Consider the following 25,493-nt stretch of genomic DNA (forward strand, 5'->3'; position numbering starts at 1 on the left):
TAAGCAGGGTGCCTTAATCGGCATCCTTTTTTGTTTTAAATTTAATATAGAATTAGTGCGAAAATTATATCGGAGTTATAATGGAAATAAATATAAGCATGTAAAATAAATGACAGAACGTAAAACAGTAATTGACCTTGCAAGTTTTCAAAGTCATTTAACAGTTGATGATTATAAGGCTATTGGCGCTGATTATGCGATTATCAAGACAACTGAAAGTATTAATTATGTTAACCCATACATTCGTTCTTTGATTGATCGAAGTGCTGGCGGTGGAATTAAAGGGTTTGCTTTCTATCACTTTGGTCGTTTCCATAATGATGCGCAAGCGGTGGCCGAAGCAAACTACTTTATTGCTAACTCAAATGCACAAGCTAATGTACAACCTGGTACGTTAATGATTTTAGATGCTGAAATCTCTAACATGCCAACATCATCAGTGATTGCATTTCTTAATACTGTTCGGAATGCTGGGTATCATCCTGGATTCTATACATACAAGTACTTACTGCCTAACTTTAATTTAGAAGCCATCCATCCAAATATGGATATGTTCTGGTTAGCGGCATATCCATTAGCTAATGGGAAAGCAGCCGGAAAGAATCCGGACTTCAATTACTTCCCATCAGCAAATTATGTTGATATGTGGCAACACACAGATAACCTGCTTGGATACAACGTTGATGGTTCTATTACATTAACTGACAATGCTATTAAACTCTTTAATCCAAGTGAAGCACCGAAGCCAGAACCAAATAAACCAATTGAGCAGGAAACGCCAGCTATTACAACTGAGCTTCCATCCAATCACTGGGTTGATGATATGGGTGATCGTTGGTTTGCTGAGAAAGGTACTTTTATTACTGGTACAGCAATTAACTTACGCTGGGGCGCTAAGACAAATAGTGCCTTAATTGCTACATTGCCAGCTAATAGTGAGATTAAGTATGATGCATGGTCTCGTCACGATGGTTATGTATGGTTACGTCAGCCACGTCCAAATAATCAATATGGTTATCTTGTTTGCCGTGATGCAAATAACAACCAACCATTTGGCACATTTAAATAAATGCACTTATTATTAATGGCACTACCTTATCATGAAGTAGCATTACATCAAGCAGCCAAGCAAATTGACGATCCTTTAATAGTTGGATTTACTTTGCTTGTATTATTCGATATTGGATCGGGGATTGCCAAAGGCTTACGTAGCAATCACACAGCTACTCGGACAAATTCGACCAAAGGGACATATGGATTGGCAAAAAATTTTATCCTTATGATTGGAGTGCTTGCTTTTTATCCATATCTAATTTCAATCGGTTTTGATTATGTTGCACAAGTAATGGTATTGACATTCTGCTATCAATACTTGGTATCAATTGTCGAAAATTTAAATCAGATGGACATACAAGTTCCGTGGTTATCCCCAATCATTGACTCGTTAGCCAAAGCACTTAATGTTGCTAAGGCTCAAGATGACTACAATCCAGCTGATTTTCATAAGATAACTGGTGATTATAAAGTAAATAAGGAGGAAAAATAAATGCTAGAATCAACAAAATCAATTACCTTAACAGGAAAGTCCACAGTAAATGGTCAAGTAATCGCTAACTTTACCGCAAATGTATTTGATGATGATGCCGGTAATGATACTTTTAATACCTTCATCACTAATAAAGAGTTGTACGATGCTAACAAGAAGGTAGTGCGAAAAGATACCCAAGATTTCCAAAACTTGGTATATAATGCACAAGATGAAATCGCAAATTCCGCTGATAAGACAGCAGATAAAACAAATGAATAGATGAACAATATTGATATGAACTTAGTAGCTCAAAGTCTTAACCAAAAATTGGCAGTTGCTAATTACACGGCTGCCTCATGGGAAGCAAAGGCTACGCAACTTGACAATGAAAATAAACAATTAAAAGGTCAACTAGAACAATTGAAACAACAAAACGATGAAAAAGGAGATAAGTAAGTGTTAACACAATCAAAAGAAACTCGAAATGCTTGGCGAGCTTCACAGCGAATTTTGGATATTAAAGTTACGATTGATGGTAAAACATATGGTGCAACTGATATTAATAGTTTGAAGTACGATTCAGGAGCTTACAACGGTGATACGTTTGCAATTGGGTCTACGTATTCAAATACAGTTCAGATTGAATTCTCTCACCTTATTGAGGGATTGAAGCTGGGAATGGAAGTTCGTCCTAGCATTGGAATAAAAACGTCTAGCGGTTATGTTTATGAACCGTTGGGCGTTTTTATTATCTCCAGTGAAATCAAGATGGACCGAAATAATAATCTTACAACTGTTAGTGCTAGTGATCGTTTCTGTGGCTTAGAGGGAGGTTATGTATCTAAACTAACGTACCCAGCCAAAGTATTAGATGTCATTGCGGAGATCTGTGCTCAATCAGGTGTTAAGGCTAATACTGATGATTTAGCACGTCTTCCGCACCAAGCAGATTTGCCAGCCCCAATCACTGGTCAAAGCTACCGTAAAGCACTTGGCTGGATTGCTCAGTTGTATGTTGGTTATGCTCTGTTTGATCGACAAGGTTTATTTACAATTCGGACAATTTCTGAACCAAACTATGAATTAGATCCTAGTCAATATGAACAAGCAGGACTAACGAAGAATGAAGCCGCTTATAAGATTAATGGTATTCAGTGTCAAGTCACGATTACCACTAAAACTCGTGATGGTGAGAGTACAGAGGAAACCAAGACTTATCAAGCTGGGGATGCTACTGGATCTCAAATTAAACTCGAAAATAATATCATGACACCACAACGACTTAATGATATTTGGGAGCAATTGAAAGACTTGACTTTTTACCCGTTTAGTCTGAATTGGTTTGGAAATCCTGCTGTTGAAGCAGGGGATTGGCTACGGCTAGAAGATAAACAGGGAAATTCTTTCGTTGTTCCAAACAGTAGCTACACACTTGATTTTAATGGTGGCCTTTCTGCAACTTCAAAAGCTGATCAGACAACTTCTTCTGATCAAATGGTTCCTTGGCAAGGCAACGTTGCTCAAACAATCAAGGAATTAAAGATTAGAAGATCACCAGATGGGACAGTTGTGTTTCCGCCAAGCGTAACAGAACCACCAGCCAACGCTAAGTTCAATGATGTTTGGTTTAAGAAAAATGGTAATTCAACCGAACTTTGGATATTTGAAAAGCAAGATGATGGGTCCGGTAAGTGGATTCGTAAAGATTTATCTGATGACGAGATAAAGAAAAAGGTTGCGGACGCTCAACAAGGACTCAACCAAGCCAAAGCAGATATCATCAGCAATAAACAAAAAGCTGATGCAGACATTGAGAATCTCAACAAATCGATTGAAGATAATAAAAAAGTTGCCGATGAAAGCTTACAAAAGCTAAACGATTCGGTAACTAATCTGCAAGGTCAATATGATAACAATGTTGTTCCTAATTTAAATAAGGTAATGGCTGATGCGTCTGATGCACTGCAAAAGTATATCTCTGCTCAAAATTCAATTGCTGATCTAACTAAGCAGGCACAAGAGCAAGGCAAAGATATTGCTGATGTAACTAACACGGTTAAAGGGTTAAACATCAATTACGCCAATTTAGCAGGGGATGTTAGTTCCACCAAAGTTGACGTAAAAGGTCTGCAAACCACTATTGGTACTGCTAACGGTGATATCGCACAGTTAAAGCTTGATGCACAGAATCTACAAACAATGTTGGCTGGTAAAGTCGATAATACTACCTACACGAATTTTGTTAATCTAACTAATCAAGCTTTGAATGCTCGGTTAACTGCTAGCGATTTAAACGGTTACGCTAAAACTGTAGACGTGCAGGCGACGGCTAATGGGTTACGGGTTGATTTAAATGCTGTAACCGGAAAATTGAATAACATGATAGTTGGGAATCGAAACCTTATCAGAAATTCCGCTTTTCCAACAAACACTGACTATTGGGAATCAACGGCTGAGATTACTACTCATATTTTTTATTACCAAGGCAAGAAAAATTTATTTGTAATAAATAATTCAAGCACTGATGAAAAGGTATGTGACTCAGCACGATTTCCAGTAAAGCGAAATACAGATTATGTTTTTAGCTTCAAAGGGTTTATGTCGTGGAATGTGTCATCGTATGATGTATGGTTCTTGGCGAGAAAGAATGGAGAAACTTCACAATTCTCTTATTCTAAGCCGATTGTTTCAGGTCAAAGACTTTCTAACGGATCACTACAGTATGTAAAAGATATTGTATTTAACTCTGGGGATAATGATGAAGCTTATATTCGATTTGATAATAACGGATCAAACGATGGTAAAAACTCTGTATTATGTTTTGGTGAAATTCAATTAGAAGAAGGAAACAAATCAACGGCATGGAATGCTGCACCAGAAGATGAAAAACAACGTGTTGACGATATAGCTTCACAATTATCCGCCCGAATTACAGCTAACAGTCAACAATTTAGTTCTTACTATACAAAAGTAGAAGCGGACAATAAAACCAATTCAGCTAAGGAAGAAGCAAAAAGCAATGCAGTCAATGCGATCAAGAGTGAGGGTAATTGGCAAGGGCTAAATAATATTCTGACTAATTCAGGATTCTTACAAACTGCTGACGGCTTTTTACAAAAAGTTCAACAGACAACTCAACCAATGATTGATGCTAATAATGGTGGTGGAATCAACTTAGTTGGATTATCTGGTTTCCACAACATCAGTGTTGATCAGTTGAGATCGCGCTGGGCAGTTTCGGATAATGTTTCTATTAATGCTAAGGGCGGACGCAATCAGACCGGTAGTATTGTTATCGATGCCCGCGCAACTGATACTTACCGAGAGATAACACAAACAATTGATTTAGAACCGGATACTGATTATCGGCTATCTTTTCATTTATTATTTGTTGAATTAAATAATAAGGATTACAGTGCGTACACTTATTTAGTCGAAAAGGATTCATCGGGTAACAATGTAGTTCCATATCGTGATAGTAATCGTTTAATAGCGAACACTGATGACAGAAACAAAAATTCATTTATTATCCACACCAGTACATCAACTAGCAAAGGTATACTCTATATTCGTGCAAATCCTGGTACGAAGATTGAATTGGAAGAAGTAAAGTTAGAAAAGGGGAGAGTTTCTACTCCATGGTCTCCAGCACCAGCTGACTTTGCAACACAAATTAAATTTACGGAATTATCGCAATCTTTGGACGGCTTACGTTCGACGGTAGGAAGTAACTATGGTGACTTACTGACACAGATTAGCCAAAGCTCATCTGCTGTCCGCACTGAGTTAACTAATAAAATTACTGGTGTTCAAAACCAAATAACGACAACCGCAAACGGCTTAGATGCAAAAATTGCTGGTATTCGAGTTGGTGGTCGAAACTTAATTCAAAACAGTAATGCAAGTATAGACCGTGCTGTTCCTTGGGAGAACACCACGCTTCAAGCACATTCTTTTTACTATAATGGCACCAAGAAAATGTTTGTACTGCAAACAAATAGTAAAAACGAATTAACTAGCGGAAGTAACTGGTTCAAAATAAAGCCTGGTCAAAAATATACTTTTAGCTTTTGGGGCTTCCAGTCTTGGAATATGTCAAATTATGATGTATGGCTATTGCTCCGTCATTCCGGCGAGAACGGGAGTTATGATTCGACATATCAGATTGTTACTGGAGAACGACTATCAAATGGCAATTGTCAGAAAGTAACAAGAACTTTTACAGCACCTGATGGGTATGATGAAGCTTATATTCGCCTAGATAATAACGGATCCAATGACGGTAACAATGCCGTCTTTTTCTTTAATGAACTTAAACTTGAAGAGGGGACAATAGCGACTGATTGGTCGCCGGCTCCTGAAGATGATGATAAGGCTTTTGCAGCATTAAACGTCACTATCGATGGTTTAAAATCAACTATTTCAGGTAATTATGGTGATTTAAAAAATCAAATTACTCAAACAAACCAAACTACTCGCAATGAAATTGATGATAAGGTTAAGGGACTTCAGGGGCAATTAACCTTGCAAGCAAATAACTTTAATGTTTCTTTGAATAATCTTCAGATTGGTGGTACCAATTTAATTCGCAATTCTGGCAATTTCCAGAATACAAACTACTGGACTTTAGATTCATGGGGTGGTCAACGAGGACAATTAGGCCTGGGGAAACACGGCTTCTGGAAGAATAATCAAGAGAACCTATTAGAGATAACTAATTATGACGTAAATGCTACTGCCGTAGCAAAATCTAGTCGTTTCAATGTAAAACCAAGTACAACCTATACTTTAAGCTTTAATGGTTTTCATGACGTAAATCTAAAAAGCTACACGGTTTATTTCTTAGGCAGAAAATACAATTCCAGTAACGACTACGATGTGGTAGTACCGATAATTGCTGGCTCAAAATTATCAGCAAGTCAGTCTACGTATGTGAAGGTTCAATTTAATACTGGTAATTCAGATGAAGGATATATTCGGTTTGATAGTAACGGAATATTAAACAGTGGAATGTCGACTCTATATCTAGCTGATATTAAGGTAGAAGAAGGAGACAAAGCAACCGCTTGGTCACCGGCGCCAGAAGATCAAGTAGCAAAAGATCAAATTCTTGCTCAAATCAACATGTCTGCTGGAACGACTCTTATTCAAAATAACAAGATCTACATGGACGCCAGTTCAACTATTTTTAGTGGTAATGCATTTATCCCAAGTGCAGCTATTACTTCACTTAATGCAGATAAGATTACTGCTGGAACAATTAATGGTGCAAAAGTTAATGTCATCAACCTGAATGCGAATAACATTACTGCCGGGACATTAAAAGGTAGCAATGGTGAATTTTATCTCGATAGTGGATCCCTCCATGTTTGGCAAGGTGATCATAATGCCTGGATAGATAAAAACGGAATACATGATTCTGATAATAGCGGTAATAACGTTTGGATTTCCAATGGTTCAATTAGTGCTTATGGAAATTCAAGCGGTGCATATCTTTTTGATGGTGGCTTATATCTTCATAAAAGTCAATCTCTTTCAGACGCTGTCTTGAATCCAAACTATGGAAGCATTACTAAGAGTGATAATATTGTATCCTTTGGAACGTCTGGCTTAGATATTGATGGTAAGGATGGCTTTTTACTAAGAACTCATGGTTGGAACGATCAAACATTAGCTTATTTGAATGGAAACGAGATTATTGGTGCTGGTATTGCTGGAAAAAGTGATGGCTTTATGAATATTGCTGCTAAGAAGCAACTCTTCCTATATGCTGGCGAACCGGTTCAGAACGATAAGCTAAAAACAATACCTAAATTAGTATTGGACGGGACATATCAAAATGGTCAAACAGCATTGAAAGGCACGTTCTCGCAGTATTTCTTTCAAGGACCATCAAGTGGATTTTCTGGAGGAATAACACTACAAGATGAATTTGTTAATGTAGGAAGCTTAAATGGAAAAAATTATTTTTCTATTAGTAATGATGGTGCAATTAGTATCACAGCAAACGGCAAAAGTATTCTATCTTTAAACGGATTATTCCCAGGGGTTAATGGAGATTTTAATGTTAGTGGGAATTTTACTGTTACTGGTTCAAAAAATGCCGTTGTACCAACATCGCGGGGAATGGCAGCTATTAACGCCTATGAAACCGCCGAATATTACTTTGGCGATATTGGAGAAACACAAACTAATAGTAATGGTGTAGTTACTGTCATGATTGATCCTTACTTTTTAGAAACAGTTAATACATTGGTGCCATACCAAGTATTTCTAACTTCATATGGCGATGGAAACGTGTGGGTTTCTTCACGTTCAGCAAATAATTTTACAGTTAAGTCTAGCAAACCTAATATTCACTTTGTTTGGGAAATCAAAGCTAAGCGTAAAGGGTACGAAAATGATCGAATGAAAATAGTTAAAGGGGTTTTTAATAATGAACAATATTGATTGTATTCTCTAAAAATTTCTGGGACAGTGGTTAATCCTGCCCCACAAACAATGCAGGTTGCTATTCAAGATATTGATGCAAAGGCGACCCGTGATGCGCAAGGACTTTTACATCGTGATCGAGTTGCAACTAAAAGAAAAATAACATTAACTTTTGGTGCTTTAACAGTAGCAGAGTGCGCAAAGATTTTAGATTCTGTTAAGGCTGAATTCTTTAATGTTGAGTATTTAGATCCAGTAGACGGGCAAGTTCGATCGGGGACGTTTTATGTTGGTGATCGGACAGCGCCCGTTTATTCATTTGTAGGATCTTTACCAGTTTGGAAAGGTTTATCTTTTGATCTGATTGAGCAATAAATGGACTTGGAAGAACTTGAGTTAAGGTTTAGAGCTAATTATGGGGATGTACTCCAAAAAATGGATGAGTTGACTAGTCTCATCGGCCAAAAAACTAACGATATGCAAGTCAAAATCCAAAGCAACTTGGACCGTATTCAACAGAACATGAACGACAATGCTTCTAAAGCAAATGAGAAAGCCAAAGAAGAAGTTCGTCAACGTGAAGAAGCTGAAAATTCTAAGCAAAAATCTATTGAGCGTACAGCTAGCGTTCAAGATGATGCAACTAATAGGATTATCGAAGGAAACAAGGCGCAAGCTGAAAGTTCCAAAGAAGCTGTTAATCAGTCAGAAAAAAGCTTGGATAGTTTGACTGCTCGTTTACAGGAAGCAGCTAACATGCAACAACGAATTGCCCAACAAACTAAGGTAGCTCGTGAAACTGTTGGTGATATTCCGGTTAAACAAGTTCAACAAGAAGTACGTCCTAAAGAAAAGCCTAGACCAAGAATAGAAAACTCAAGCTTCGATGACTACCAAGAAAAAAGAATTCAGAGCTATATGCCTAAAAGGCCGGTTGATTTAGGGATTGATGATGAAATTCAAGCGGAAGTTTCCCGAGCTAAAAAGGAAATTGATGGGCTTGTATCCCACATCAACGAAAAAATGCAACAGGCGCAATCAATGCAACGTAGAATAGCAACATTGATGGCTAGCAAAGATAATCTTGATATGAGCAAACAAGGCAGCCAGGTTAGAGCAATGCGACTTGATGACCAGATTGCTAATGCACAAGTCAAGATGGAACGTTATCAGAACCAAGCCAAAGCCCTTGCGCAAGAAATGTCGCAAGAGCTTAATACTATTCCAAATTCACTCAAACGTATTGAACGTGAGATGGATCAAACGGAAGCAAAGATTGAACGGATTAGGCGTACTATTGCGGAAACCAAAGCACAAGATGCTGTTCTTGGTAGATCATCTGGTAATAACAAGGAACTTAAAGAAGCCGAAGCAGAGTATAAACGCCTTGTAAATCGAAGTAATGAATTGGCTAAGGCTTATAGTTACGTTAGTTCTCGTGGAGATGAATTACGAAATGCTTCTTCAAGAGTGAACACTACACTCGCTCAAGAAGGTAACACCGCATCAAATACAAGTTCACGGCTTAATCGGTTACGAAATACTATTTCAAACGTCACCTCGTCATTTAGGCGCATGGGTGATAGTGGTAGTTCCTCAATGAGAAGAGCTGGTACAAGCGCTTCTTTACTCAGTGAACGATTAAAGGGCGTCAAGATGGCAATGAGAATGTTAGCTAGTCAGTTAATTGTGTTTACATTGCTGTATCAAGGTATCATGATGCTTGCTCAGGGAATGGGTTCAGCATTGATGACTAACCGCCAATTTGCAAGCAGCTTTAATGCAATTAAGGTTAATTTACTGACCGCTTTCTATCCGATTTATAGCTATGTTTTACCAGCGATTAACGCGCTAATGAATGCCTTGCGTAAAGCGACTGGTTGGATTGCTCAATTTACTTCTGCTTTAACTGGTATGAGCCTTTCTGGTGCTCGTAGCGGGGCACAAGGACTTTATAACCAAGTTCGAGCAATGAACGATACTTCAAAAGCGGCAAGCAAAGCTAGCGATGCCGTCAAGAAGCAACAACAGGAACAAGCGAAGGCAGTTCAACGTGCTAACCAACAGATTGCCGAAGCTAACCGGCAAGGTGCAGCGGCAGTAGCGGCAGAAAACGAAAAGATTAAGGCTGCTAACGAACAAGCTAAGAAAGCCTTTGAAGATACTAAGAAGGCAAATGAAGACCTTCAAGCATCACTCATGGGCTTTGATGAGTTAAATGTTTTAGATAATAACAAAAACAATAGCGATAATGGTAGTTTTGAAGCGCAACCACTAGAGAAATTCACTCCACAACAAAAGCAAGATACGCCAATCTTTGATGATCCTGGCATTGATGACGGTGGAGCTGGTGATGAGGGCGATCCTGGTATTGATTGGAACGTTCCTCTTGAAGCCTCACAAAACGCTATTGATGCGGCTAATAAAGTCAAAAAAGTTCTTGGCGAACTATTTGATCCAATGAAAAAAGCTTGGGATGAAAAGGGTCAAGCTGTTGTTGATGCTGCTAAGTATTCATGGTCAGAGATCAAACGGTTATTAGGTGATGTCGGCCACTCGTTCATGCATGTGTGGGATAACGGAACAGGACAAAGAACCGTTGAGAATATCCTACAATTGCTGGCTGATATGCTAAATATCATTGGTGACATAGCGAGGGCGTTTGCGGAAGCGTGGGAAGAAGGCGGACGTGGTACACGATTCCTTCAAACTATATTTGATTCGCTGAATAATATCCTAGTTGCTATTCATCATATAGCTGAATCATTCCGTGAAGCTTGGAATACTGGTGATCTTGGCAAACGAATCTTTGCTAATTTGCTAGATCTCGCTACTAATCTTGTTAAGTTTATTGGTGATATTGCCAAAGCGTTCGATGAAGCATGGCAACACGGCAATAACGGAACTAAATTATGGCAGGCATGGCTTAATGCCTTAAATAATATCCTTAGAATTTTTAAGGATATGGTAGGGTCAATTGATGAAGCATGGAATCATTCAAGATTAGGTGTTTCAATTTGGGAACATTTAATTCAGATTGTAACTGGTATCGGTAACACAATAAGTAACTTAGCTAGCCAATTCGACAAAGCATGGCGACATGGGAATGTTGGAACATCTATCTTTAAGACTTTGCTGGGTATGGTAGATGATATGCTTAGTGCCTTAAGTGATATGGCAAATTATACTGCCAATTGGGCTAAGAAACTTGATTTCACACCATTACTCCAGTCAATTGATAGCCTGTTAAAAGCTATTCGTCCAGTAACTAAGGATATATGGGATGGTCTAGCTTGGGCTTACAAGAATGTTTTGCTTCCATTGGCTGGGTTTACGATCACGAAATTACTACCTGATTTCTTTGATCTACTAGCAGCCTCACTTAAAGTCGTACATAGCGTGATTAAAGCAGCTGGTCCAGTATTCGAATGGTTTTTTGATGGTTTTCTTAAACCGTTAGCCAAGATTACAGGATTTGCTATTGTCGGAGCATTAAAGCTGTTAACTGGTGCACTTGAATTACTGTCCGATTGGATTGATAAACATCAGACGGCAGTTAAAATAATGACTACCACTTTGCTTACGTTATTTAGCATTAAAGTAGCAGGAAAAACTATTTCTGGCATCAAAGACTTTATCGATACGCTTAAGATATTAACGATGCTTAAGTTTGACAAGTTAAAGGCTGGTGCCAAGTATGCTGACGATCTTTTAGGCACAGTAATTGAGTTTGGTAAACATCCAATAACTAAGATTCAGGAACTTGCCAAAGTTAGTTTTAATAATATTAAAACAGGCTGGAGCAATGCTACAAAGCTATGGGATGAAGTCAATAAGTCATGGCAAAACACTAATCTTGCTAAGACTGATTTTCTTAAATCTGCTAAGTCATCTATTAAGTCTGGCGAACCAATGAAGCTTGGCCAGAAGATGGGGATTGGCCTATCAACGGCTATGATTGGTGTAACGTCTGGAATCGATATCTATAAGGGTATCAAGGCTAACAACAAAGAAGACAAGTTCAAGAATTTTGGTTCTGGTATCGGTGGAGCTATTGGTGGCGGAATTGGGCTTTTCTTTGGTGGTCCGATTGGTGCTGCTATTGGTCAACAAGTCGGTTCATTTATCGGTAAATGGGGTGGCGTTGGTGCCTCTAAGTTTGGCGATGGATGGGCTAAATATGGCAAAGGTAAAAAGCCTAAAGATTGGGTTGAAGCTATTGGCTTTAAATCACATGAAATCCTAGATAACTTTACGTCTTGGGCTAAACAAGTTGGACCAAATATCAGTAACTATATTGGCAAAAGCAAGAAAAATATTGAAAAAGCTGGTAAGAACATTGGTAAATGGACTACTGGTTTTATCAGCGATACTCAAAAGACATTAAAGAAGTGGGCTTCGGGTATCGGAACTAACTTCAATAAAGATGTTGAAAAGAGTAAGAAACTTGCTGTTGCTGGTAGTAACAAACTTAAATCTTGGACTACTGGATTTGTTGATGATGCAAATAAGAACATCAAAAACTGGGCTCAGAAGATCGGTTCAAATATTAATAATGATGTAGAAAAAAGTAAAAAATTTGCTAGAAAAGCTGGTAGCAAGCTTGAAGACTGGACTACTAATTTTATTGGTGATGCAAAGAAAAAGGTTCATACTTGGTCATCTCAGATTGGTTCCAATATTAATTCAAGTGTTGAAGCAGGGCATGAGATGGCTACAAATGCTGGAACAAAATTAAAGGACTGGACAACTAGTTTTAGAGAATCAGCAAGTCAGCGGATCCGTTCGTGGGCACAGCGCTTGGGTGACCACATTAACAATGGTGCTGAGTCATCACGATCTGGTGCTATTAATGCTGGTAATAAATTATCTGAGTGGACTAGAAGCTTCTTTAATGGTGCCAATAGTAGTATTCATAATTGGGCTGGTAATCTAGGTGGTCATGTAAGCAACGGTATTGGGGGCGCTTACAATTCAGCTAAGAATGCTGGTGAGCGTTTAGGAAGTTGGGTTTCTAGTTTTAGAGATGGTACTTCGAGAACTCTTAGTTCATGGGCTGGTGGCCTTGGTGGCACTATTAGTAATGGAATCACTAGTGGTTTGCAAAGTATTAGAAATGCTGCTAACCGAGTAGCTGATGCCATTGTTACTCCAGTTAAGAATGCTACTAATAAGATTCGAGATGGTATTAACTGGGTGCTTAATAAACTTGGCGGTGGTTCTGTTGGCTGGGGATTCTTTAATTGGAATTCATATGAAACAGGGACACAAAATCATCCAGGTGGATTAGCATTAGTTAATGATCAAGACGGTGATATCTACCGAGAAAGTTATGAACTGCCAAATGGTGAGCAAGGACTGTTCCCTGCCAAACGTAATTTCTTAACTTATCTGCCGGCTGGTACTAAGGTCAAGACTGCTACAAATACCGCTAACGAATTAGCAAACATGGTCCCTAAATATGCTGGTGGGATTGGTAGCTTTAATTTTGACTTTAGTGGAATTAGTCGAGCACTTAGTGGTTTAAACTTTGGTGGCCTTTTTAGCGGTATTGGTGGATTCTTTGATGCTGCAATGGATGAACTCGAAAACGTTACAGATGACATTGCCCATCCCGAAAAACTCGTTAACTATATTGTCGATAAGTTTGTGACCTATGATTGGGGAGCAGGCGAGGTACCATTAAAACTCGCCAAGGGTGCTGTTAACGAAGAAAAGAAGGGGATGATGAACTGGGCCCGGAAGGTGATTGACCAATTCGGTGGTGCAACTCATCAAACCGGACCAGGTGCGGAAGGCTGGCGTAGTGCTGTTAAGAAAGCGTTACGTAAGAACGGCTTGCCTGCCAGTGCTGATTATGTAAATGCTTGGGTTCGCCAAATTCAAACTGAATCAGGCGGTAACGAACGTGCTATTGGTGGTAACGATGGTTTAGCTGACGGAAACGCAACTGGTCTTTTGCAAACAAAGCCAGGAACATTTAATGCTTATGCTTTCCCTGGTCATCACAACATCATGAAAGGTTACGATAACATGCTTGCCGCTATTAATTACGCTAAGCATCGTTACGGTTCTTCAATGTTGGCAGTTATTGGTCACGGACACGGTTATGAAGATGGTGGCTTAATTTCTAAACACGGCTTCTATGAAATTGGTGAAGGTGATAAGCCTGAAATGGTTATCCCACTAATGAATCGTGAATTAGGTATGCAACGGATTAACGAAGCGATTGCATTTATGAATCGGAATTTTGGCGGAGGGTTACAACTTCCAACAGTTCTCTCAAATAATGCAATTACTTCAAATTCTATGTATGCTGAATCTTCATCAAATAATGATGCAACAATGCAAAACGGCGGATTCAAAGAAATGAGTACCAACCTAGTAAATGCCATCGTTCAAGCATTACAAATGCAAAATACTACTAACAACAGTAATCAACCAGTTGACTTACACTTAACCGTTAAGATTGGTGATGAGTCATTTGGCGAACATGCTATCAAAGGAATTAACGCGGTAAATCAAAAGAATGGTCGAAATATGTTAAATATTTAAATGACGCAGATTGCCGCTAACAGGAAGCGAGAATTAAATGATTTACGTGCCAAAGCATACATGGATCACCGTTTAAGTGAGTTGGTAGCATTTGCGATTAATGATCCTGCTAAGATGCCTAAGTTAGAAGAAGCTTATCCGTTTGTTAAGGATGATATGAATCAGATAGAGCAACCACCTGAAGAAGAGCCCGATTGGAAGAGAGATCAAGCTATTCTTATGCAACAAGCTCAACGAATTAGACAATTTAATAAAGATAAAGGAGGAGGTGAATAGATGACAACTACTGTTAAGAAAGCAACAAAGACAATGCAATTAGGTGATTTGGAACTTGACTTAAAGCTCGGCGGTCGTGAGGTATTTAAGATTGAACGCCGACTCGGTAAGTCTATGTTGTCCTTGTTTATGGACTCTCAAGGTGGAAACAAGCTACCTCCAGTTAATGAAATTCTGATTGTCTTACAAGGCGCTAATCAAAATCATGGCGTAACTGATAAACGTGTATTGAATGCCTTTGAAAAGTACTTAGATGATGGTAATACCACGATGGATCTCTTCAATGCATTGATGGAACTATTTGAAGCGTCTGGTTTTTTCGGCAAAAAGAAGAAATCATCGAAGACCAATTCGGAATCGGACGAAGTGACATTAGATCCAGTGGAAGCGGGACAAGATCAGTTGCTGTAGATGAAGAACGTAAAATTTTATGGCGACTTATTGAAGCTAGACTTACAACGATTTGCGGTTGATAGTACTGATGGTTTAGTTGGTACTGGGACCAAGCTTGAGCGGTCAGAAGATGGATCAACGTGGGAAGAAATTGCAGATATCAAGACGATTCCCGAATTAGGTGGTGACACTGAAAAGGTGGATGTCACTACTTTGGCTGATGACCGACGGAAGCAAGTTGAAGGAATCCAAAACGCCTCTAACGTTCAGTTCCAAGCCGTATATAAGGGTGCTAGTTTTGCTAAGGCCCTAAAACAAGCCGGTGACCGGAAACAATACCAATGGAAAGTTACTTACCCAGATGGAATGACTGCAACGATGCGTGGCTCATATAACATTAAGTTTGCAGCGGTTGCAGTTAACGGGGCCTTAGGTTACACCATCACAATTACTGTATCTGATGGGCCACACTTCACTGCTGCACCAGGTAGTGAAACGCCAAAGGGCTAGATGGAAATCTACAACGTTAAAGCACTGGTATATAAGACGCTAAAATCTATTCCAGAATTAAAGATCGTCTCGCCATCGTATCCTGATAAATTTACCGTGTTTCCTATTGCTATCTATAAAACCTCCCAAACTTCTTTTATTCGTAATAACTGGCAAGAAGAAACCGATACTGAATGGCAGATAACAATTGATTTGTATAACGATAAAGGATCACTAACCAAGATAAAAAATGAGCTCATTGCTAAGTTTTCAGCAATGGGCTTTTCTAATAGCGTTGGTGACCAAGATTTAAATGGAATATCACGAGTAGTCCTTGTCTTTACAGGGGTTGTTGATAATACCAGTAAACGTGTATATCAGAAAGGATGAATGATTGAATGTGAGATTGTGGGGCTCAATGAGTTAAAAACTAAGCTACGAAAACTTCCTCAAGTTGTAGCAGATGCAACCGTTAACGGCCAAGAGACAGCAATTGAACAAGCTGAAGCCTATGCGGTCCAAGAGTTGCAATCTAGTATCAAATATTCTACTGGTGAACTTGCTCGTAGCTTTAAGCATGAAGTAAAAGTCGATGGAGATGAAATAGTTGGTCGTTGGTGGAATTCATCAATGATTGCTATTTTTCGTGAGTTTGGTACTGGTAAGGTTGGTGAACAATCTAGTAAGCAGCTTCCACCTAATGTGGCAATTATTTATCGCCAAACTCCCTGGTACATTCCAGCTGAAGAAGTTGATATTGATCTTACAAAAATCTATGGAATTCCAAAGGTTAAGATTAAAGACAAGTATTTTTATCGAACCAACGGCCAACCAGCAAGACAATTTATGACACCTGCTGCTAACAGAATAGCTAAGGAAGCACCTGGGATTATAAAGAAATCAGTTGACCAAGAGCTTCGTGATAAATTAGGTGGTTAAATGAGATTAAAAGAAAGTGCTCTCACAACCGTTTATCTTAAAGAACCGATGAATACTCAAGATGATGAAGGCTATAGTATTTCTGGCTGGGGTGATCCACAACCAATTAGGATGAATATTCAATCAGCTGGTGGTACGGTCAATGCTCAGATCTATGGAAAAGATATTAAATATATCAAGACATGTAAGTATCAAGGCGATTTACTTTCAGAAGGGCACGGCGAAGGATTTGGCATTTGCCTAAAGGTTCCGAGTTCGAGTGATCCTGATTATAAGATTACGGCTATTCAAGAGTTTTCTACTCATAAAAACGTTACTTTGGAACGTATCAAGAGGGATGAACAAAATGATTGAATGAATAAGCAAACACTTAAGCTAGATTTACAACGTTTTGCCACACCAATTCTTGATATGTTCGATCAGAATACGGTGCTTGATTATACTCGTAATCGTCAATATCCAGATATGTTAGGTGATACTTTATTTCCAGCAACTAAAGTTCCAACACTCGAAGTTGATATCTTAAAAGCTGGTAGTCGTGTCCCAACAATTGCTAACTACTCAGCCTTTGATGCCGAAGCTGAAATTGGTAGTCGTGAAGCAAGTAAGATGACTGCTGAATTAGCATATGTAAAGCGCAAGATGCAAATTACCGAAGAAATGCTAATCAAGTTGCGTTATCCACGTAACAATGCTGAAGCTAACTACTTAAAGCAATATGTATTCAATGATATTGATGCAATGGTACAAGCAGTTAAGGCACGTGGCGAAAAGATGACAATGGAAATGTTTGCTACTGGTAAGATTACTGATAAAGACAACGGTATTTCCATTGATTATCAAGTTCCAAAAGAGCATCAAACTACATTATCAAGTAATGCTACTTGGGATAGCGGCAGTGCTTCAATTATTGAGAACCTACAAGACTGGTCAGATAAGTTGGACATTACTCCAACACGTGCATTGACCTCTAAGAAGGTGTTGCGGACATTGATGCGTAGTACTGAAATTAAAGAGGCAATCTTTGGTAAAGATACTGGTCGAGTTGTTGGTCAAGCTGACTTGGATCAATTCATGGTTGCTCAAGGACTTCCGGTTATTCGTGCATATGCTGGTAAGTATCGTGAGGAAGACGCTAAGGGTAAAGTTAAAACACAAACATACTTCCCAGAAGATCGGATCGTTCTCTTTAATGATGAAGTACCAGGTGAAAAGATCTATGGACCAACTCCAGAAGAAAACCGTTTGATCTCAACTAATGCGCAAGTATCAGAAGTTGGTAATGTTATGGCTAAGATTTATGAATCCGGCGAAGACCCAATCGGAACTTGGGTATTAGCAGCGGCAACCATGGTTCCATCCGTGAGTGCTCGTTTAAAAGTTACGGATGATGAATTGATTAAGGAGCTAGTAGAAGAAGCAAATGCTCAGGTGCTAGATTATACGGGTCAAAAAGAATTAGTTGGTAACATGAGTGTGTATGTTAAAAAGTTGGCAGTCATTAATTACAATCGACTAGGGCTTGAAGGCGAAACGCAACGCTCGGAAGGTGGCGTAACTAATTATCTTGAAACTGGTATTCCAAAAGATATTCGACAAGGATTAAACCGTTATCGAATTGCTAAGGTGACGAAGCTATGAATGTACACACGATTTCAAGATGGTAAGCAATTAAACTTCCTTGCTTCTGAGAAGTTCACTGCTTTCCCTGAAACAATTAACAAGGACAATTACAACGTCCAAACTGATGACTTAGGGCGCAAGTATGTGCCTGCTGGGACAGTATATCCAACTAACGACGCAAAGGCTGTTGGTATTACTGTTAATGATGTATATGTATCAGAAGACGGTTCTAATCAAATGGTTGCCGTTATGCGTGAAGGTTGGGTATTGAGTCAACGATTAACTCCAACACCATCCGCAGACGCAATTAAAGCAATGACAGCAATTCATTTTAAGGATTTAGACACGACTGCTGATGCTACCCCAACAGATCCAAAAGCGTAGATGGAAAAAGTAAAGTTTTATAGCAATTTGCTAAAGCTGAACTTACAGCGGTTTGCAGATGAAGGACAAGATGGAGAAGGAGGTGCTGATATAGGAAACGAAGCAACGGATACTAATGATGATTCTGATACGCAAAATAAGCCTTTCATGACGTTCCAGACCCAGTCAGAATTGGATTCTTATTTTGATAAGAAATTAGACAAGGCATTAGGGACTGCTAAGGCTAACTGGGAAAAGGAACAAAGCGATAAGGCAAAGAAAGCTAAGGATCGCAAGAACATGACCGAAGAAGAACGACGTGAGGATGACTTCAAGCAACGGGAAGAAGCTTTATCTGCTCGTGAAGCTGATGTTACTAAGCGTGAGAATCGGAGTAAGCTTGCTTCTCGTTTAGTTGATGATGGTTTGCCAACTGGGTTAGTTGATGTTTTTGATGATGTTCTAGCTAACGAAGACAATATGAATGAAACGTATGAACGGGTAAGTGAAGTATTTCGTAGCGCTGTTCATGATGCCGTTGAAACTCGGTTAGCACAAGGCTCACGAACACCTAAGAGTACGGATGATAATTTGACTCATAAATCGGCTGGTGAGCTTTATGCTGAAAAGGCTAATAGTGCTAATAAATCTGAAAGCGATTTTTGGAAATAAATGAAAGTTGATAAAAATAAATTCAATTATTGGCAATTGCGAGACTTGCAGGACGAACAAAAGAACCAGGATGAAGCAACTAAACGCCTAAAGATTATTAACGCGGCGTATCAGAAAGCACAAGCATATTTAAGCGACGAGGTCCAAAAGATTTATCGTCGCTATTTTTATGCTGACATTACTGCTGATGAAGTTGCAACGATCATGTCTTCGCACATCTCACCATCTGAACTCGTAACCTTACAAGCGTTAGCAAGCAATATTGTCGATAAAGAAAGTAAGAAGGCTATTGATGATTACTTAAATCAACTAGCCGCTAAGAGCAGAATTACTCGATTGGAAGAGTTACAAGTTAAAGCGTATATTGCTGCTAAAGATGCTGGAGACGTTGAATTAGATCAGAATATTAAATTGCATACTGATGTGATTAAAAGAACCTGGGCCGAAGTTGAAAAGCAAGGAGCCGTATATGATAAAGCAAAAGATTACAAGCTCCCTAATAAAATAAAACCAGCCTTAGAACCTAAAGAGAACAGAATCGTTATCAAGAACCCTAAGACTGATAAGCAGATTGCAACGGTATCGATGGAACAAGACGTACCGAAGTCGAAAATTACTGAGATACCTAATCGTTACGTAGAAGCAGCATTAAATTCCAGATGGGAAGGCAAAAACTTTTCATCACGTATTTGGGATAATACTGATAAGCTTGCTGAACGCTTGCAAAAATTATTTACGGCTAAAGAGTTAAGTGGAATGTCTGAACGAGAAATGATTAAGCAAATTGAAGATGAGTTTAATACAAGTCGTTTCAATGCTAGTCGATTAATCAGAACCGAAGCTAATTATTTTTACTCTAAGGTAAAGCTTGATAGCTGGAAGAAACGGGGAGTTAAGCAATATCAGTTAATTGCTGTTCTTGATAGTCGAACCAGTAAGATATGTCGAGCAATTAATAATAAAATTTTTAACGTATCTGATGCAGTTATTGGTAAGAATGTGCCACCTTTGCATCCGTTTTGTCGAACTGTGCCTGTAATCTATCTAGGTAACAATAAATCTTGAGTGACTGTAAATGATGAGAATGGAACTCTGACGGCTGTATTTGCAAATAGTGAACGCATTGAAAATAAAACTTTGCTAAACGCATTTGAGAACACAGTTAATCAGCTTGTGGAGCAATACGGTCAATACATCACTGTTTTGTAGGTGGCTGTTGCAATTGATAGAGAATTACTTGGGGATGTTAATAAGCCAAATCTTGAGGCGATTAATTATGCTATTCGTAAACTGAAAGAACGACAAAGCAGGCTAGATAAACTTGCTGATTATTACAACGGAAATCAAGAAGTTAATAACCATCGCTTTGAGAATGCTAAAGTTAAGGCTTCTAACGTTATGATTAATCATGCTAAGTACATCACTGATATGAATGTTGGCTTTATGACTGGTAATCCGGTTAAATATACCGCCAAGAAAGGTAAGAATATTGACGATGTGTTAGAAGCACTAGAAAAGATTGATATTCATAAGCACGATATCGAGCTTGAAAAAGATTTATCTGTTTTTGGGTATGGCTATGAGTTGCTTTACCTTAAAACAATTGATCCAACTATTAGCATTGATGAGCTTGGCAATGAAAAGATTACTCCTAACACTGAATTACGAGTAGAAGCCGTTGATCCACGTGCAGCAATTGTTGTTACTGATGATACGGTTGAACATGAACCCTTGTTTGGGGTATTTGTGCAAGCAAAGAAGAATTTGAGTGGACAGATTAATGGTTATAGCGTCACAGTCTACATGCCAAAAAAGATTGTAGAATATCGCACTGAAGTAGGAATGGAAGTATCGACAGATGATCAAATCGTTGACGAATACGATAACTTATTCAATGCAGTTCCATTGATCGAGTATCGAAACAATGAAGAACGACAGGGTGACTTTGAACAACTAATCTCATTGATTGATGCTTATAACCTCCTTCAAACTGATCGAATTTCTGATAAAGAAGCCTTTGTCGATGCAATCCTTGTTACATTTGGCTTCAGTTTAGAAGAGGATACGGATGCTATTGAAGCATTAAAGAATGGTGTTATCAATGCACCTTCTCGTGACGATGGAGCTGATGTTGAATGGTTAACTAAAACTTTCGATGAAACACAGGTTAACTTGCTAAGTCAATCAATTGAGAATGATATTCATAAGATTTCATACGTTCCGAATATGAATGATGAAAAATTTATGGGTAATGTGTCTGGTGAAGCAATGAAATTTAAGCTGTTTGGACTTGAAAATCTTATCTCAATTAAGAAACGTTACTTCTTTGATGGCTTGCACCGGCGATTAAAATTGATTCAAACCATTGTTAATATTAAAGGCGGAAATTCAGATGTTGATGGTTGCGAGATATCGTTAACATCAAACATTCCGGTTAACTTGTCTGATGTAGTTAACAACATTAAGAATGCTGACGGTATTCTTCCTCGTAAGATTACTTATAGTTGGCTTCCACAAGTTGGGGATGTTCAAGAAGTTATTGATGAAATGGCTCAACAAGATGCTGATAACATCAAAAAGAACCAGCAAGCGTTACAGCGACAAGATCCAGACCGTTTAGAATTGGAGGATAGCCAAGATGATTCGAGTGAAGATTCAAAAGGAACCAACCAAGACGATAGTCAAAGCAAGCGGACACGCTGAATGGGGATAAAGACAGTTAGATTTAAGTTTACCCCGTTTAGTTGTAAACAGCTTCAAGTGCTTAGCTGGTGGGCTAATGATGAATTAAAGGGTTATGAAGCTATTATTTGTGACGGCTCCGTTCGTGCTGGTAAGACAGTTGTGATGTCACTTTCTTATGTGCTGTGGTCAATGACCCAATTCAATGGTCAGCAGTTTGGAATGGCTGGTAAAACAATTGGATCATTTAGGCGTAACGTGCTAAGACCATTGCGAAGTATGCTAGAAAGTGAAGGATATGCTATTCACGATTCAAGATCAGATAATATGCTAACGATCAGCAAGAATGGTCATACAAATTATTACTTTATCTTTGGTGGTAAAGATGAAGCATCACAGGACCTAGTTCAAGGTATTACTTTGGCTGGGTTCTTTTTTGATGAAGTTGCACTTATGCCGCAAAGTTTTGTTAATCAAGCCACAGCTCGTTGTTCGGTAACGGGCTCTAAGATGTGGTTTAACTGCAACCCCGAAGGACCCTACCATTGGTTCAAACTTGAATGGATTGACCAAATGAAAGATAAGCGAGCGTTACGACTTCATTTTATGATGCAGGATAATCCGTCATTGGCACAAGAAACGATTGATCGTTATAACCGAATGTATTCTGGTGTGTTCTATCAGCGTTATATCTTAGGGCTATGGGTAATGTCAGAAGGGGTTATCTATGACAATTTTGATCGAGATACGATGGTAGTTAATAAATTACCTAATCACTTTGAAAAGTATTATGTGTCTTGCGACTACGGTACACAAAACCCAACAGTATTTTTATTGTGGGGACATAATCATGGCACTTGGTACTTAGTTAAAGAATATTATTACTCAGGACGTGCAACTGCTCACCAAAAGACAGATGAGCAGTATTGTCAGGAGCTTAAGAAGTTTCTTGGGAACATTCACGCAAAGATTATCATTGACCCGTCTGCGGCTTCTTTTATTGCTGTGTTACGGAATAATGGTTTCCGAGTGCAAAAGGCAAAAAATGATGTGGTAGATGGTATTCGTGTTACCCAAACGGCAATGAATGAAGGCAAGATACTATTTAGCAATCAATGTCCTAATTTATTTAAAGAATTATCCAGCTATGTATGGGATGAAAAAGCAGCTGAACGTGGTGAAGATAAGCCAGTGAAAGAACATGATCATGCTTGCGATGCTATGCGTTATTTCGTTTACATGGTTATCCATAAAGGCTTCACTGCCAAGATTACTAAACGTCCACGTGTTCGTGGGTTATAGATGAGTAAGATGGAAGAAGCTAAGGCGGATTATTTAGCTGGAATGAAATATAAGGACATTGCCAAGAAGTATGGCGTTGCGCTTAGTACAGTTAAGTCATGGAAGACCAGGAATAAATGGCAACGAAATAATGCAACCAAGAAGAAAAGTATGCATACAAAAGTAAAAAGTACGCGTACAAAACAAGAAAAGGTTGCACCGTCGTTAACACCTCCAGAATTGCCAGATAGTAATGAACTTAATGATAAGCAAAAAGCCTTTTGTTTGTACTATTTACAGCGATACAACGCTACTTGGGCTTATCAAAAAGCTTATGGAGTTGACTATGGAACAGCCAATAAATTAGCAAATCGAATGATGGTAAATGATGGTATAAAAAAATACCTTACCAAATTAAAGAAACAGCAATCGCAAGACCTATATGCGACCGCCAATGACATCTTGCTACGTTACTTAAATCAAGCGACTAGCAACGTTACTGATGTTCTATCGTTTAGAACAGAAAAGCATTTGGCCTATTATAAGGTACGCGATAAAAATGGACCTTATGAAGATGGTGGGGGTAATTTCCGCTATGTGCCGAAGATTGACCCTGAAACAGGCGAACAGGCTTATTACTATACGAACATCGTTGAATTAAAAGATAGTAGCGAGATTGATACATCGAACATCAAGAGTATTCGAATTGATAAAGGTGAGCCAGTTGTTGAAATGGAAGATCGTCAGAAGGCAATGCAGATCTTACTTGATCGTTTACCTGAACCAGAAGTTAACGATGAAAGCACCAACTCATTACTTGCTGCACTTAGTAACGGTATGAAGAAGATATGGAGTGATAAAGATGGGGATAAAGACAGTTAGATGGGTGGACGTGGTGCATCTTCGGGTGTGAGTGTGAAAGGTAAGAAATATGGAACGGAATACCGTACTTTACTCCAATATAAGAACATTAAATTTGTGCAGTATAATGATGCACGTAATTCAAAAGTTCCAATGGAGACGATGACAAAAGGAAGAATCTATGTGACTGTTGGCAAAGGTGGACCTCGTTCAATATCGTTATATAACCGCAAGGGATTACGACTAGCACAAATAGATATTGCTGGAACTCCTCATAAGATTAACAATAAGCCCGAACTTCCCCATGTACATATTGGGTTCAATCATAATGAACATGGAGATAGAAAACCTAATTGGTATGAAAGACGTTTGATTAATGTTGTCAAGTCAGCATATAATAAATACAAAGGGTGAATGGGAAGTCAAAGAACGATAAGCAAGTATAATCTTGAATATTATTCATCTGATATGGCAACCGGTAAATTTGATATGCCTGTGTTAGCACCAACAATTTATAAGCCAAAATCATTAGTAGGATTTAATCAATTAAAAACAGCGAATAACTCGGCTGGAATCCATTTTTATTTAGATGATTACCAATTTGAAAGATTTTGGAATAGACCAGGTCTTTATATTGATAAATTAAGCCAATTTGATTGTGTATTAACTCCAGATTTTAGCCTATATCAAGACATGCCTTTACCTATGATGATGTGGAATGTATATCGCTCACGGCTGTTAGGACAAATGATGCAACAATTAGGATTAACTGTTATTCCGACCGTTTCATGGGCTGATGAGCGCTCGTTTGAATTTTGTTTTGATGGATTGCCCTTAAACAGCACTTTATCTATTAGCACAATTGGTGTGAAGAAGAGTGATAAAGCGAATCAGATGTGGCAACGTGGAGTATTAAAAATGATTGCCAAATTACATCCTAAGCAATTACTAGTCTATGGTGGCCAAGTTGATTTCATCTATCCAGATGGTATTGATGTTGTTTATTACGAGAATGATAATATCAAGCGATTGAGAGGTTTATAGATGGAAGAACATGTTAAAAGATTAGTAGTTGAGAGAGATGAGCTTTCGGATAAGCTTAAAAAGCTCTCGGAATTCATGAAGAGCGATGCTTTTAAGAAGCTTGATGAAGATGACAAAATGATTTTGAAAATCCAAAAAGATTCTATGAAAACATACAAACGAGCTCTTGGTTTACGTATCTATTGGGAAATCTAAATGAAATTTATTGCTATGTTAATGGTTCCAGTTATGTTTATTGGAGCCCTATTAATTAAGCCAACACTCATTGGCGTTGGTTTATTTGTTACATCGCTAATTGTCGAATTTTTGATTATTTATTTAGTGACTTATATGCTAGAAGCTCATTAAATGTTAT

The 25,493-nt window shown here is 38.5% G+C and carries 25 protein-coding genes; all 25 read left to right on the forward strand.

Annotated elements, in window-relative coordinates:
• Window positions 1–109 precede the first annotated feature (109 nt).
• Genes HHK02_RS00040 through HHK02_RS00165 form a run of 25 tightly spaced genes read left to right on the forward strand, consistent with a single transcriptional unit; the run spans window position 110 to window position 25,486 of the window.
• The gene (locus tag HHK02_RS00040; protein WP_181462502.1) at window positions 110–1,069 is read left to right on the forward strand and encodes a GH25 family lysozyme; all 960 of its coding nucleotides are present in this window, start codon (window positions 110–112) and stop codon (window positions 1,067–1,069) included.
• On the forward strand, window positions 1,070–1,546 hold the full coding sequence (locus tag HHK02_RS00045) for a phage holin family protein (protein WP_181462503.1): 477 nt from the start codon (window positions 1,070–1,072) through the stop codon (window positions 1,544–1,546).
• Window positions 1,547–1,807 (forward strand): hypothetical protein, encoded by a 261-nt coding sequence (locus HHK02_RS00050; protein WP_079376045.1) that lies wholly within the window; start codon window positions 1,547–1,549, stop codon window positions 1,805–1,807.
• Window positions 1,808–1,984 (forward strand): hypothetical protein, encoded by a 177-nt coding sequence (locus HHK02_RS00055; protein ID WP_181462504.1) that lies wholly within the window; start codon window positions 1,808–1,810, stop codon window positions 1,982–1,984.
• Window positions 1,985–7,978 carry a coiled-coil domain-containing protein gene (locus HHK02_RS00060; RefSeq protein ID WP_181462505.1) on the forward strand — a complete coding sequence of 1,998 codons (5,994 nt, stop codon included), beginning with the start codon at window positions 1,985–1,987 and terminating at the stop codon, window positions 7,976–7,978. It begins immediately after the preceding gene.
• The gene (locus HHK02_RS00065) at window positions 7,979–8,335 is read left to right on the forward strand and encodes a DUF6711 family protein (protein ID WP_086135779.1); all 357 of its coding nucleotides are present in this window, start codon (window positions 7,979–7,981) and stop codon (window positions 8,333–8,335) included.
• Window positions 8,336–14,515 carry a lytic transglycosylase gene (locus HHK02_RS00070; protein WP_181462506.1) on the forward strand — a complete coding sequence of 2,060 codons (6,180 nt, stop codon included), beginning with the start codon at window positions 8,336–8,338 and terminating at the stop codon, window positions 14,513–14,515.
• Window positions 14,516–14,791 (forward strand): hypothetical protein, encoded by a 276-nt coding sequence (locus tag HHK02_RS00075; protein WP_087214739.1) that lies wholly within the window; start codon window positions 14,516–14,518, stop codon window positions 14,789–14,791.
• Window positions 14,792–15,202: a DUF6096 family protein gene (locus HHK02_RS00080; RefSeq protein WP_087214741.1), complete on the forward strand. Its 411-nt coding sequence runs from the start codon at window positions 14,792–14,794 to the stop codon at window positions 15,200–15,202. It begins immediately after the preceding gene.
• Window positions 15,203–15,694 (forward strand): phage tail tube protein, encoded by a 492-nt coding sequence (locus tag HHK02_RS00085; RefSeq protein WP_181462507.1) that lies wholly within the window; start codon window positions 15,203–15,205, stop codon window positions 15,692–15,694.
• Window positions 15,695–16,063 (forward strand): hypothetical protein, encoded by a 369-nt coding sequence (locus tag HHK02_RS00090; RefSeq protein ID WP_181462508.1) that lies wholly within the window; start codon window positions 15,695–15,697, stop codon window positions 16,061–16,063.
• The gene (locus HHK02_RS00095) at window positions 16,064–16,612 is read left to right on the forward strand and encodes an HK97-gp10 family putative phage morphogenesis protein (protein ID WP_094532571.1); all 549 of its coding nucleotides are present in this window, start codon (window positions 16,064–16,066) and stop codon (window positions 16,610–16,612) included.
• A complete protein-coding gene (locus HHK02_RS00100; protein ID WP_181462509.1) occupies window positions 16,613–16,966 on the forward strand; it encodes a hypothetical protein in 354 nt (117 codons plus the stop codon).
• Window positions 16,967–18,253, forward strand: a complete 1,287-nt coding sequence (locus HHK02_RS00105; RefSeq protein WP_269204223.1) for a major capsid protein — start codon at window positions 16,967–16,969, stop codon at window positions 18,251–18,253.
• Window positions 18,254–18,619: a hypothetical protein gene (locus HHK02_RS00115; RefSeq protein ID WP_181462510.1), complete on the forward strand. Its 366-nt coding sequence runs from the start codon at window positions 18,254–18,256 to the stop codon at window positions 18,617–18,619.
• On the forward strand, window positions 18,620–19,270 hold the full coding sequence (locus HHK02_RS00120; protein ID WP_181462511.1) for a DUF4355 domain-containing protein: 651 nt from the start codon (window positions 18,620–18,622) through the stop codon (window positions 19,268–19,270).
• Window positions 19,271–20,335, forward strand: coding sequence for a minor capsid protein (locus tag HHK02_RS00125; RefSeq protein WP_181462512.1), 1,065 nt, complete (start codon window positions 19,271–19,273; stop codon window positions 20,333–20,335).
• Entirely contained in the window at window positions 20,336–20,479 is a 144-nt protein-coding gene (locus tag HHK02_RS00130) for a ribosomal-processing cysteine protease Prp (protein WP_181462513.1), read from the forward strand.
• On the forward strand, window positions 20,480–21,973 hold the full coding sequence (locus HHK02_RS00135) for a phage portal protein (RefSeq protein ID WP_181462514.1): 1,494 nt from the start codon (window positions 20,480–20,482) through the stop codon (window positions 21,971–21,973).
• Window positions 21,974–23,254, forward strand: a complete 1,281-nt coding sequence (locus HHK02_RS00140) for a PBSX family phage terminase large subunit (RefSeq protein WP_181462515.1) — start codon at window positions 21,974–21,976, stop codon at window positions 23,252–23,254.
• A complete protein-coding gene (locus HHK02_RS00145; protein ID WP_181462516.1) occupies window positions 23,255–24,115 on the forward strand; it encodes a terminase small subunit in 861 nt (286 codons plus the stop codon).
• On the forward strand, window positions 24,116–24,508 hold the full coding sequence (locus tag HHK02_RS00150; RefSeq protein WP_094532553.1) for a hypothetical protein: 393 nt from the start codon (window positions 24,116–24,118) through the stop codon (window positions 24,506–24,508).
• Window positions 24,509–25,138: a DUF4417 domain-containing protein gene (locus tag HHK02_RS00155; protein WP_181462517.1), complete on the forward strand. Its 630-nt coding sequence runs from the start codon at window positions 24,509–24,511 to the stop codon at window positions 25,136–25,138.
• Window positions 25,139–25,333, forward strand: a complete 195-nt coding sequence (locus HHK02_RS00160; RefSeq protein WP_086135766.1) for a crAss001_48 related protein — start codon at window positions 25,139–25,141, stop codon at window positions 25,331–25,333.
• Window positions 25,334–25,486 (forward strand): hypothetical protein, encoded by a 153-nt coding sequence (locus HHK02_RS00165; protein ID WP_181462518.1) that lies wholly within the window; start codon window positions 25,334–25,336, stop codon window positions 25,484–25,486. It begins immediately after the preceding gene.
• Window positions 25,487–25,493 lie beyond the last annotated feature (7 nt).

Source organism: Limosilactobacillus reuteri, from assembly GCF_013694365.1.
In the GTDB taxonomy this organism is placed as follows: Bacteria; Bacillota; Bacilli; order Lactobacillales; family Lactobacillaceae; genus Limosilactobacillus; species Limosilactobacillus reuteri_E.

What these genes read in the sequence shown, in the direction of transcription:
- HHK02_RS00140 (WP_181462515.1), top strand. Translation starts at nt 21,974, where the DNA reads ATGGGGATAAAGACAGTTAGATTTAAGTTTACCCCGTTTAGTTGTAAA.
- HHK02_RS00050 (WP_079376045.1), top strand. Translation starts at nt 1,547, where the DNA reads ATGCTAGAATCAACAAAATCAATTACCTTAACAGGAAAGTCCACAGTA.
- HHK02_RS00145 (WP_181462516.1), top strand. Translation starts at nt 23,255, where the DNA reads ATGAGTAAGATGGAAGAAGCTAAGGCGGATTATTTAGCTGGAATGAAA.
- HHK02_RS00120 (WP_181462511.1), top strand. Translation starts at nt 18,620, where the DNA reads ATGGAAAAAGTAAAGTTTTATAGCAATTTGCTAAAGCTGAACTTACAG.
- HHK02_RS00155 (WP_181462517.1), top strand. Translation starts at nt 24,509, where the DNA reads ATGGGAAGTCAAAGAACGATAAGCAAGTATAATCTTGAATATTATTCA.
- HHK02_RS00040 (WP_181462502.1), top strand. Translation starts at nt 110, where the DNA reads ATGACAGAACGTAAAACAGTAATTGACCTTGCAAGTTTTCAAAGTCAT.
- HHK02_RS00075 (WP_087214739.1), top strand. Translation starts at nt 14,516, where the DNA reads ATGACGCAGATTGCCGCTAACAGGAAGCGAGAATTAAATGATTTACGT.
- HHK02_RS00165 (WP_181462518.1), top strand. Translation starts at nt 25,334, where the DNA reads ATGAAATTTATTGCTATGTTAATGGTTCCAGTTATGTTTATTGGAGCC.
- HHK02_RS00090 (WP_181462508.1), top strand. Translation starts at nt 15,695, where the DNA reads ATGGAAATCTACAACGTTAAAGCACTGGTATATAAGACGCTAAAATCT.
- HHK02_RS00085 (WP_181462507.1), top strand. Translation starts at nt 15,203, where the DNA reads ATGAAGAACGTAAAATTTTATGGCGACTTATTGAAGCTAGACTTACAA.
- HHK02_RS00160 (WP_086135766.1), top strand. Translation starts at nt 25,139, where the DNA reads ATGGAAGAACATGTTAAAAGATTAGTAGTTGAGAGAGATGAGCTTTCG.
- HHK02_RS00055 (WP_181462504.1), top strand. Translation starts at nt 1,808, where the DNA reads ATGAACAATATTGATATGAACTTAGTAGCTCAAAGTCTTAACCAAAAA.
- HHK02_RS00115 (WP_181462510.1), top strand. Translation starts at nt 18,254, where the DNA reads ATGTACACACGATTTCAAGATGGTAAGCAATTAAACTTCCTTGCTTCT.
- HHK02_RS00080 (WP_087214741.1), top strand. Translation starts at nt 14,792, where the DNA reads ATGACAACTACTGTTAAGAAAGCAACAAAGACAATGCAATTAGGTGAT.
- HHK02_RS00095 (WP_094532571.1), top strand. Translation starts at nt 16,064, where the DNA reads ATGATTGAATGTGAGATTGTGGGGCTCAATGAGTTAAAAACTAAGCTA.
- HHK02_RS00070 (WP_181462506.1), top strand. Translation starts at nt 8,336, where the DNA reads ATGGACTTGGAAGAACTTGAGTTAAGGTTTAGAGCTAATTATGGGGAT.
- HHK02_RS00045 (WP_181462503.1), top strand. Translation starts at nt 1,070, where the DNA reads ATGCACTTATTATTAATGGCACTACCTTATCATGAAGTAGCATTACAT.
- HHK02_RS00125 (WP_181462512.1), top strand. Translation starts at nt 19,271, where the DNA reads ATGAAAGTTGATAAAAATAAATTCAATTATTGGCAATTGCGAGACTTG.
- HHK02_RS00100 (WP_181462509.1), top strand. Translation starts at nt 16,613, where the DNA reads ATGAGATTAAAAGAAAGTGCTCTCACAACCGTTTATCTTAAAGAACCG.
- HHK02_RS00150 (WP_094532553.1), top strand. Translation starts at nt 24,116, where the DNA reads ATGGGTGGACGTGGTGCATCTTCGGGTGTGAGTGTGAAAGGTAAGAAA.
- HHK02_RS00105 (WP_269204223.1), top strand. Translation starts at nt 16,967, where the DNA reads ATGAATAAGCAAACACTTAAGCTAGATTTACAACGTTTTGCCACACCA.